Below are 10,107 nucleotides of genomic sequence, written 5' to 3'. Positions count from 1 at the left end.
AATTTGGCGCGATCGCCACTGCTTGTTTTCTGGTAAATCTGCTAAATCGGGGCGGTGTCCTTCGCGGGTGTGCATGATATGGAAGTGCTTCGCCCGTGCGACTTCTAAGACTTGCTGGATTGGCTCAATAGGAGCGCGAGTCAGTGACAAATCGTAGCCCATCTTATCAACATATCCACCAATGCCACAGAAATCAATTTGCATATCAATTATCAGCAGCACCGTATTTTCTGGGCGCAGATCGCCATTGTAAGGATAAGGATATGGTTCAGCTTCTACAAAACGTCCCATGTTTATCTTCCTTGTGATAAATTCCTGTTTTACGTGCTAGTTCCTAAAGATCCAGGCGCGCCTGTCAAAGTTCGTTTCGGCGAACAAGTAATAATCATGATCGCCAGGGTCAGAATGTAGGGCGAAGCATTGAATAAGTAGTAATAGGAATCCACCCCTACTGATTGCAAAGCGGGACCGATCGCCTGCGCCCCCCCAAATAGCAACGAGGCGTATAAGCACTGAACTGGATTCCAACGGGCGAAAATTACCAGCGCTACTGCCATGAGCCCTTGACCGCTCGAGATGCGTTCTGTCCAGCTACCGGGATAGTAAAGGGATAAATAAGCACCCCCAATTCCAGCTAAAAAACTCCCCGCAATAATGCAGAGCATACGAACTTTATTAATCGAGATTCCCATTGCTTTAGCAGCATCGGGACTATCCCCAACTGCACGAATGAATAACCCCCAGCGAGTTGATTTAAAAAACCACTGCATTAGAGGGGCGATCGCTACACCTAACAAAAATAGGGGACAAATTTGTAGCGCTGATTGCACCGGAGGCAGATGACTCCAAGCACCCAGAGGGAAACTCGGCAACTGGGGGGCACTTGGTTGAATAAAAGGTTTACCAAAAAAGAAAGCAATGCCGCTACCAAAAATAATCATGGCGATGCCTACGGCAATGTCATTTACTTTTGGTTGTATGCACAGCCAAGCGTGGATAAAACCTAGTACCATGCCAGCTAGACCGGCGGCTAAAACACCTAACCAAGGGGATCCCGTCAGATAAGAAATAGCATAGGCACTCATCGCACCCGTTAACAATGTCCCTTCTAACCCCAAATTAATCTTGCCGCTTTTTTCAGTCAGGCATTCGCCCAAACTGACGAACAGAAACGGAGCACTACCCCGCAAAGTTCCTGCCAAGATACCCAAAGGTACTCCCCACCAACCTAATACTTCTGCTGCCATTGTGGACTCCTCCAATTTGAGATTTTGGTTTAACGTATTCCTTAGACAGTGGCTACTGAGGCCTCTTCACTAGAAGGTGGCTGCTGAGGGCTATCGATTGAGCGTTCTTTGAAAAATGGCAAACGTCCGTAGAGGGATTCGCTATACAGAACTACCAAAAAGACCAACCCTTGGAACACTAAAACCGTTGCATCGGGCAGTCCGTGGGCCCGTTGCAAGATGCCACCACTAGCCAGAATGCCGCCAAGCAGAATTGCCACAATTGTCGCAGCCAGAGGGTTGTGTCGAGCAATGAATGCGACTAAGATACCGCTGTAGCCATAGTTAGCATTAAGTGATTCGTTAGCTCGACCATGCACGGCTGCGACTTCCACCATGCCTGCCAAACCCGCACAAGAGCCAGCTAAGAAACAGATTGCCATTGTCAACTTGCCGACAGGAAGTCCGGCAATTCGAGCAGCGCGGATGTTACCTCCTGCTGTTCTAGCTGCAAAGCCAAAGGTAGTACGCTGGATCAGGAAGTAGGCGATCGCACAAGCCACCAACCCATAAATTAGACCGTAGTGAACGCGGGTTCCTGGAATATTCCCTAACATATCCACATCAGGAATCGGGTAACTAGAAATTTTATTGACACTGCTGGGGTCACGCATCACGCCGCCGACTAAATGATTCAGCAGGGCGATCGCAATATAGTTCAACAACAAGCTGCTAATAGTCTCATTCACTGCCCGGTAATAGCGTAAAGCTCCCACTGCACCAATCCACAGACCTCCACAGACAATTCCTGCCAGCGCCATTGCAATTTGGACTAAAATCGGCGGTACCGAAGATAAAGCCAGTCCAGTGGCTACAGCCCCCAGACCCCCAACTACTAAAGCGCCTTCGTTGCCGATAATCACCAACCCCAAACGCGCAGGCAAAGCCGTGCATAAGGAACTCAACATCAACGGTGCAGCCCTGATCAGGGTGTTTTGGAATGAATGCCAACTGCCAAACGCTGCTTTGTAGATTGAGGCATAGACAGCAAAGGGATTAGTTCCAGCTGCCGCACAAAAAATTCCAAACAATACCAAAGAGAAGAGGATGGCGGCGATCGGAATACAAACCGCTTCCAAAGTTGTACGCCAGTTTTGACGGTTAATCATCATCAGAATAAAAGATGAATTACTAAGAAAATGATGAGTGTTGAACTAAAAACTTGCTTATATAGCAGTTGCCAACGGGCGTTAAATACCTTCTTAGGGAAGAGAAGGGGTATGTAGGGACAAACCTGGTCGCCCCTACTAAGCTAATCAGCGTTTAATATCGTTCCGGTTGGATGGGAATGATAAAGTCAAGCTTAATAATTCCCCCTTCCCCCACTCCCCACGGACCACTCCCCATCATTCCCGTGTAACCGGAATTGATATATAGCGATCCTAAATCAATTGTGAATTTCTTACTCCCTCCCCGCGAGTTCGGGGAGGGCTGGGGTGGGGTAAAAAATTTACGATTCATTTAGGATTGATATAAGTTGTCCGCTATACAATTGTGAATGCACATCAGCTAATTAACTCGTAACTTTGCCGATGACGCCTGATGCCAGCCAATTCATCTTTTCTAGTTCTGCGTCTTGCTGCTTATAATCCTTACCTTCAGCAATCACAACTTTCCCGGTGTTATCTTTTATTTCCCCCTTATAAATGACCATGCTGCCCTCAAGAAACTTACTCTTAGCAGCATCAGCATCCTTTTTCGCTTCGGCCGTAACGGCGCTACCGTAAGGCGACAGCTTCAAAAAACCATCCTTCAAACCACCACGTACTAAATGGGGAATACCTCCGTTCATTAGCGTCTTGCCAGCCTTAAGCATTTCAGCATACTTAGAATAGACATTCGTCCAGTCCCACTCAGCACCTGTTAAATATCCTTTGGGAGCAAGTTGGGCTTGACTCGCATGGAAGCCGGTACAGAAAATACCTCGCTTCTGAGCCGTTTCCATCACCACTTTAGGGCTATCTACGTGACAGGTAATTACATCAACACCCTGGTCAGCCATGCTATTGGCAGCATCAGCTTCTTTAACAGGCAAAGACCAATCTCCTGTAAAAATCACCTGAGTTGTAACTTCTGGCTTAATACTGCGTGCCCCTAAGGTAAAACTATTGATATTGCGTAATACTTGGGGTATGGGTTTAGCAGCAATAAATCCTAATTTTCCGGTTTTAGAGGCGTGGGCAGCAACAATGCCTGCTACGTACTCACCCTCATCAATGTAGCCAAAATAGCTGCCAACGTTATTTGGATGCTTACCCTCCTGATAAAGTCCACCGCAGTGGAAGAATTGTACCTCCGGGTAATCCTTGGCCAGTTTCAGAATATGCGGATCAAAGTACCCGAAGGACGTAGGGAACAGAACCGTTGCCCCATCCTGTTCAATCATGTTCCTCATGGTTTCTTGTACCGCCGTAGTTTCGGGAACATTGGCTTCATCTACGGTTTTTACCCAAGCTAATTTTGAAACCCCAGCCTTTCCTTCTGCTAGGGCTTGATTGTAGCCGTAGTCATCTTTGGGACCAACATAAATAAAGCCCATCACAATTGGCTTATCTTTGCCAGCTGATCTGGCTTGACCCTCTTGAGCAGGAGTACATCCAGTCCAAAGACGCGATGTAACTGCAAACGCTGTAGTAGATAAAATCCCACGAATTACTTGACGCCGAGGTATAAACAATGACTTTTCGGTACTCATTCTCTATGTTCTCACTAAAAGTATTTAAGAGGACTTCATAGCTAAGCTGTAACGCTTATACTTGCTGGGAATTGCTAGATATATTCACGCTAAATTTGTCATACTTTAGTCTATTTGTCCAACAATGAGGTTAAATGCATCCCTAACTATTTACATTTAAATTACCTCTTGACTTTAAGATAAAAAATACACCATAAATCCAGACTAATTCTACTAAGAAATTAGTTTTTGCTGGAAACGTTGTCTTATGAAAGTCCAATACCCTAAAAATCAATGATGTTTATTTTATCCTAATTACTTTGAGTAGTAGATTTTTTTATAAAAACTTAATAATATTAGCAAAATTGCTTCCCGAAAAGTTTGCTAGGAACAAAATTAAACAAAAATGTTCACTACAAACAAAAAATAATTTTTGGGTTCTGGCACGCAACTAGCTTTTCAGTCTTGGACGCAACGTAAAAATAAGTCGAGTCTGAATCAAAAACCAGAGAAATCTATATCATACAGCACTTTGCTTAACAATTAGGTACAATAGTAGAGGTGGTAAAAAAGAGGAAAATGAAACCCTACTCCCTAGATATGCGTCAAAAGATCGTTGACACTTACGAAGCAGGTAACACCTCTATTCGGAAAGTAGCAGAAAGATTTCAAGTGAGTAAAAGTACGGTACAAGCACTACTAAAGCGAAAAAAAGAGACAGGAAAATTACTCCCTAGTCAGGCAAAGGGTGGTAAACCGAGCCTACTGTTTGGTCACGAACAACAAATTGAAGAGATGGTAGCTCAGTATCCAGATTACACACTAGCCGAATACTGTGAGTATTGGCACGAAAAAACAGGAGTATGGTTGAGCGAGAGTGCCATGTGCCGATTCCTCAAAAAGCAGGAACTCACTTTGAAAAAAAAAACACTACGGAGCAGTCAAGCCCATAAAGAAATTAATCAAAAGAAGCGCATAGAATATTGGGAAAAAATTAGAGGTGTCGAACCAGAAAATCTGATATTTTTGGACGAAATGGGCGTATTGCTTGGGATAATGAGGCAAGCGGCTAGAAGTAAAAAGGGAGAAAGAAGCTACGATATTAAGCCATTTTATAGAGGAAGTAGGGTGACAGTAGTTGGTGCAATAAGCAATAAGAAGGTAATCGCCATGAAGACAATGGAAAAATCTATGAATGGAGAAGAGTTCAAGAAATTTGTGCAAGAACAACTGGTTCCTAAATTATGGAAAGGAGCGGTATTAGTCATGGATAATTTGAAGGTACATAAGGTAGAGGGGGTAGAAAAAATGATCGAAGCAGTAGGAGCAAGTGTGGTGTATTTATCACCGTACTCACCGGAATTTAACCCGATCGAACATTTATGGTGGGAATTAAAGGCATGGCTCAGGAGATTTGTACCTCGAAGTGTACAGATTGTGGAAAAACTTTTGGAATTGGGAGTGAAATTATGTTCAAGTAAGCAAATCGAAAATTATTTTGCTCACTGCTGTTACTGTACCTCTTAGTCACGCAAAGTGCTGTAAAATCAGAAAAATTGTCATTGATTTCTAATAACAGTCAATAATATCGCATAAAAAAAATAATGCTATATAAATAGAAGAGGAGAAATTTAGGAGGATAGCGAAAGATCTCAGGAGTGCTAAAAATAGAGATTGAAGAGTCATTAGAAAAGCTCAAACAATTAGGGTCAGAACAAAAAACTGGAGGGTGCATCTCAGTTTTTCAAATACATCAAGTGGAAAGTTGACCATTGAGATAAGCACAGCCCAGAGAAAGGAATTAGGCAACACTCTCGATATTCCACTGCGCTCCCGATAATTTTACCCTGAACCCTATTCGTTTAATCGTTGATTCAACTGTTCCAGAACCGATAGAACTCAGGGACTATTCAAGATAGTATTGGTAGTTAAATATTCGGTTGTGATGGGTCTTTAAATAAGTGCAAAATGTTTGAAATGCTTTTATTTTCAGGTTATTAAATAAATTTATAACTTGCTCAACTTGACCTGACCACAACAGACTTTCTGCTTGCTTTGAGCGTTTTAGTGAGCTCCCTGCTTTATAGAGATTTTCTTTCAGATGATACCAATCTAAGATTTCTTGCCTTCGTTGGGTCACTCCTATTTCTTGAAATAAGTTCCAAATTTTGGGATAATCATCTCAATTACAATAGATAGGATGTAGCATGTTTTTGCTATTACTCCCATCAATTAAATCTTGATTTTCTTGAAAAAAAGCTCCGCAATAAACATTATATAAACACAGGAACTTATAATCTTTGCAATAACATTGCTCACCCTTGTTTTCGTTGCGTAGCCTGACTGTACTTCCCTTGAAAGTGATTTCTTGGACTCCTTGTTTAGATGTAGGCACTTCAAATTATTGGAGCTTTACTAAGCTCTATAAACTACTAGCAAAAACTGGAATTTTTGTGAATATTTTTCAATCTTTTTCTCCTTTTTGATAAAACTCATTGGCACTGATTATCAGAGCACACTTTGACCTCATGGGACGCTCGTTGACTATAAGGTTTTAACCCGAAATATTCCGCCTGATTATTTGTAATCCTGAACGACCCAACTACAGATTTTACTGTTCGCGTTCTTCCTGTTTTAATTCTTGATGCTGTTGAAAAAAAAGCTACCTAATTCTGGCCCCACTCCTGATAATATTTTTTGACAGGAAGATTTTTATCTACTTTCAAAATTTGACAGTTCGGTTGAATCTGTATTTCTGTAAAGAATGGATGCTACCTCTTTTAAGTGTGCTTTTAGGCACTTTTGGTCTGAGGGTGTCATTTTTTTCCCTCATCTTTTTTCACAGTTTTACTAGCTTTTTCATTTTCGCCCTTTTTTCATATATTTGCAAAAGTGAAATGCACCCACGTCTATTTTGAGGAATGGACAACCGGGTGATGCTTAGTTACACAAAATTTTAGGTGTTTTTACTCACTATTGTCTTGGAAGATCGACTTTGAGCTACTCAATTCGCGTAAGCTGCCCCTTGGGGGTGCGGAATGTGGGTTTTAAAGCAGTTTGCGTAAGTCCTAAAACGGCCAAAGGGATGTCTAAGCTATGCACTCATAGCGGCGATGATCCGACTTTTCCGACTGACTTGAGCCTGAGTGGTGAGTCAACATGGTGATAGGTGCATCCGAGGCTAGGTAAATTACCGCCTAAATTAATCGCCAGTTGTTTGTCCACCTAGAGTTTCAGCACCCTGAGATGTTAAATTGTAGTTCTGCATCACTCCCTTGCTCAAGCACTCAAGATATATAGCCTTTCGAGCGAAAGATGAGGTACTATCCGGCATAGGGCATAGGGCATAGGGCATAGGGCATAGGGCATAGGCCTCCGTGGGCATAGGGCATACCTCACTTTTTTGAGAACCGCTATACATTCAGTTTTTGGGAAATTATGGCAGCATAAGCTATTGTGCATTTAAACTGTGATACAAGCATTACCCTTGTTTTTGATTTTTCGTGCCCATTTAATAATTAACTCTCCTTCATTTAAGAGGGGATGTAATAAATACTCTAGCTCTTCAATTGATTTAAACAGTCGATTAGCAATATATTCTTTGGTCGAAGGCCATCCCCATTCAATTAAGTTATAGTCCGAGGCTCTATTCGGGGAAGAATTATAAATGAAGGTTAGGCCTTTCTGTTTCAATTTTTTTGAGGTACTCTTCTGTCTTATGAAAACTGGCATGATCAACGATGATAACTACTTTCGCTCCTTTCTCCCCAAAGTCTGATGCTTGATTACCTGCTTCTACTCATTCATAAATTAACTATTGATAAAAAATATAACTTTATAAAAATTATTTGAGTTGCCTTTATCTAGAAACTCTCTCCTTGCAATGCCATCTGTTTGATGAAGGCAGGCAAAGCAGTAATTTCATTCGTTTTTGACTCCATTTCGTAGGGTTCTAGAATCAAGCCCCGCTTCAAAATATAAGCCGTGACCAGTATAATCGCCGGATGTGAGTCTACTGTGGGCTCCTCGCTGATGGCTTCATAAGATCCTCGCAGCACCTTGGCGTCGGTGGCAATGGTTTCAGAGGGCAAATGTTGAATGCCCAAGAATCGAGATAAACAAGCCGAGTAATCCCGGTAATCGAGTCGCAACGCTGTGTCGGCCGAATTGTGCTTTAAGACGGTAAGCCTCACGCAGGACGGTGATCCCCATGGCTACCCATTCATCATGGTAGACCCAAAGCCACTCTCCAATCGCCAGAAATCCACGATTTCCAGCCGTCACCGACAGAGTAAACAAAGCTAAACAGAGAGCTTGCGTATGGCGCGTATCAGGCATGGCTGTAAAAGCTTCGACAATGACAAGTTGAGACATCGTAGACGGGGCCGAGATTAAGAATCAATCCAATATCATCTCAGCGTTTCGATAAGAAGGAAATAGTTATATAATATTCATCAGGCAATGTGTTAAGCTTATGTGTTTTTTTAGCTTATACTAAAAGAGTGCCTTTTTTTTAGTTGGTTTTGGGTTCAGATTCCACTCACTTTTTTGGCTTCTGTGCTGTGCTGCGTTAGCGAAGCTTGCCGAAGGCATCGCGTCCCTATTTGAAAAATGTCGGGAGTATTTATCCATAACAACAATAGAATTATCAAGGAGCGGAATGATCCCAAAGTATCACGTTCCGTTCTGAAGGAGAGGTTAGGGGGGTAACTCCGTAATCGACTTTAACCAGTAGTTCCGCCTAGGGGCAAGCAATCTAACCCTCCTGCTGACGATCGGGACTTCTACAAGGATCGTCAACGGAATTGAAAACTGATAAGCCCAACTGAAGCAGTATCGGGCGATTGCGATACGTTCGTCTAGGCTGTAACCAACTTTATAGGTGCGATTTACCTTAGTGCTTGGGATATCTGGTTGAATTGATAACGCGCTCTAGGAACGCTGAAAGAACAAGTATTTGCACAACGGCATCGTCGCTGTCGGATGCTAGAAAATAGAGAGAGTAGTATGAAAATTGCACTAGTCCATGATTACTTAACACAACCCGGTGGGGCAGAGCGTGTATTTGAATTGCTGTGTAAACGCTACCCCCATGCTGATATTTTCACGTCTCTGTACGAACCTAAACGAACTATTGATCTAGGCGAACGTCAAGTTCGCACAACTGTACTTCAGAAGGTTCCAGGGGCAAGTAAGAATTTTAGGCTAATGGCTCCATTTTATTTTTCAGCCTTTCGAGCCTTGGATTTACAAGACTACGATCTGATTATCAGTAGTACCACGGGCTTTGCTAAAGCTGTGCGGAAAAGACCAGGAGCAACACATATTTGTTTCTGTCACAATGTCACGCGTTTTTTGTGGGATACCACAACTTATCTTCGAGACTATGCTACCTACCGAAATCTTTCGGGTATGCTGGAACCAATTTTTCAGCGGATGAGAAAAGCCGATCTAGATTCAGCTCAGGAGCCTGACTTTTACATTGCTAATTCCAGCACAGTTGCCAGTCGGATCCAGCAATATTATGGAAAAAAATCAGTTGTTATTCACTATCCCATTGACATCACTCAATTTAGTTTTTCCAAAGATAAGGAGGACTTTTATTTGGCCTCAGCTCGTCTTCTTGGTTACAAACGTATCGATGTGATTATTGAAGCATTCAATTGGCTGGGATGGCCATTATTGATCACGGGTGATGGTCCAGAGCGAGAGCGTCTTGAGTCTAGAGCTTTAAAAAATATTAAATTTTTAGGTTATGTCAGCGATACAGAACGTAGTCAGTTGATGTCTAAAGCTCGTGGTGTTATTGTGGCGGCGTTGGAAGATTATGGGTTAGTTCCAGTGGAAGCTAATGTTAGTGGAACGCCCGTAATCGCCTATGGTAAGGGTGGTGTATTAGATACTCAGATACCAGGTAAGACAGGGGTGTTTTTCAATCTACAGACACCTGAAGCAATTCACACAGCAGTAGTTGAGTCCAGTAATATTGCATGGGAGTATGAAAAAATCCGAGGGCATGCGATCGATAACTTTTCCGAAGAAGTTTTCTTTAAAAAAGTAGAGGATGTAATTGAGGAACATTGCGGCCATCATCAGCCATAAAAAATTTGGTTTAACTGAGATATTGCACCCTTCTCAACTAGCCAT

At 42.5% G+C, this 10,107-nt stretch carries 8 protein-coding genes and 1 pseudogene; 2 read left to right on the top strand and 7 right to left on the bottom strand.

Annotated features, from left to right (window positions below; genetic code table 11):
- The 4 genes from ACUVJL_RS12550 to ACUVJL_RS12535 form a co-directional block, all read right to left on the bottom strand.
- Nucleotides 1–291, bottom strand: a 291-nt coding sequence (locus ACUVJL_RS12550) for a cysteine hydrolase family protein (RefSeq protein WP_445246150.1), incomplete at its 3' end; no start/stop codon positions are given.
- 29 nt (nt 292–320) lie between these two features.
- Entirely contained in the window at nt 321–1,247 is a 927-nt protein-coding gene (locus ACUVJL_RS12545) for an ABC transporter permease (protein WP_445246149.1), read from the bottom strand.
- Between the two features lie 41 nt (nt 1,248–1,288).
- Complete coding sequence (locus ACUVJL_RS12540; RefSeq protein WP_445246148.1) at nt 1,289–2,398, bottom strand: ABC transporter permease; 1,110 nt, start codon at nt 2,396–2,398, stop codon at nt 1,289–1,291.
- 401 nt (nt 2,399–2,799) lie between these two features.
- Complete coding sequence (locus ACUVJL_RS12535; protein ID WP_445246147.1) at nt 2,800–3,981, bottom strand: BMP family ABC transporter substrate-binding protein; 1,182 nt, start codon at nt 3,979–3,981, stop codon at nt 2,800–2,802.
- Between the two features lie 558 nt (nt 3,982–4,539).
- Here ACUVJL_RS12535 and ACUVJL_RS12530 point away from each other — a divergent pair.
- Complete coding sequence (locus ACUVJL_RS12530) at nt 4,540–5,487, top strand: IS630 family transposase (protein ID WP_445246146.1); 948 nt, start codon at nt 4,540–4,542, stop codon at nt 5,485–5,487.
- 274 nt (nt 5,488–5,761) lie between these two features.
- Here ACUVJL_RS12530 and ACUVJL_RS12525 read toward each other — a convergent pair.
- The 3 genes and pseudogenes from ACUVJL_RS12525 to ACUVJL_RS12515 all read right to left on the bottom strand — a co-directional run bounded on the left by ACUVJL_RS12525 (nt 5,762) and on the right by ACUVJL_RS12515 (nt 8,334).
- Nucleotides 5,762–6,780: pseudogene (locus ACUVJL_RS12525) on the bottom strand (ISKra4-like element ISMiva1 family transposase).
- 1,043 nt (nt 6,781–7,823) lie between these two features.
- Entirely contained in the window at nt 7,824–8,051 is a 228-nt protein-coding gene (locus tag ACUVJL_RS12520; protein WP_445246145.1) for a hypothetical protein, read from the bottom strand.
- Nucleotides 8,041–8,334: a hypothetical protein gene (locus ACUVJL_RS12515; RefSeq protein ID WP_445246144.1), complete on the bottom strand. Its 294-nt coding sequence runs from the start codon at nt 8,332–8,334 to the stop codon at nt 8,041–8,043. Before ACUVJL_RS12515 ends, ACUVJL_RS12520 begins: the two co-directional genes overlap by 11 nt.
- Before the next feature lie 633 nt (nt 8,335–8,967).
- On the opposite strand from ACUVJL_RS12515, the gene ACUVJL_RS12510 reads away from it, so the two are divergent.
- Complete coding sequence (locus ACUVJL_RS12510; RefSeq protein ID WP_445246143.1) at nt 8,968–10,062, top strand: glycosyltransferase; 1,095 nt, start codon at nt 8,968–8,970, stop codon at nt 10,060–10,062.
- The last annotated feature ends 45 nt before the right edge of the window (nt 10,063–10,107 follow it).

The organism is Microcoleus sp. OTE_8_concoct_300 (assembly GCF_031383065.1).
Lineage (GTDB): Bacteria > Cyanobacteriota > Cyanobacteriia > Cyanobacteriales > Microcoleaceae > Microcoleus.
This window is presented reverse-complemented; position numbering and strand designations above follow the sequence as displayed.

Bases quoted from the DNA above. Each gene is read 5' to 3' on its own strand.
- ACUVJL_RS12545 (WP_445246149.1), bottom strand. From the start codon at position 1,247: ATGGCAGCAGAAGTATTAGGTTGGTGGGGAGTACCTTTGGGTATCTTG.
- ACUVJL_RS12540 (WP_445246148.1), bottom strand. From the start codon at position 2,398: ATGATGATTAACCGTCAAAACTGGCGTACAACTTTGGAAGCGGTTTGT.
- ACUVJL_RS12535 (WP_445246147.1), bottom strand. From the start codon at position 3,981: ATGAGTACCGAAAAGTCATTGTTTATACCTCGGCGTCAAGTAATTCGT.
- ACUVJL_RS12530 (WP_445246146.1), top strand. From the start codon at position 4,540: ATGAAACCCTACTCCCTAGATATGCGTCAAAAGATCGTTGACACTTAC.
- ACUVJL_RS12515 (WP_445246144.1), bottom strand. From the start codon at position 8,334: ATGTCTCAACTTGTCATTGTCGAAGCTTTTACAGCCATGCCTGATACG.
- ACUVJL_RS12510 (WP_445246143.1), top strand. From the start codon at position 8,968: ATGAAAATTGCACTAGTCCATGATTACTTAACACAACCCGGTGGGGCA.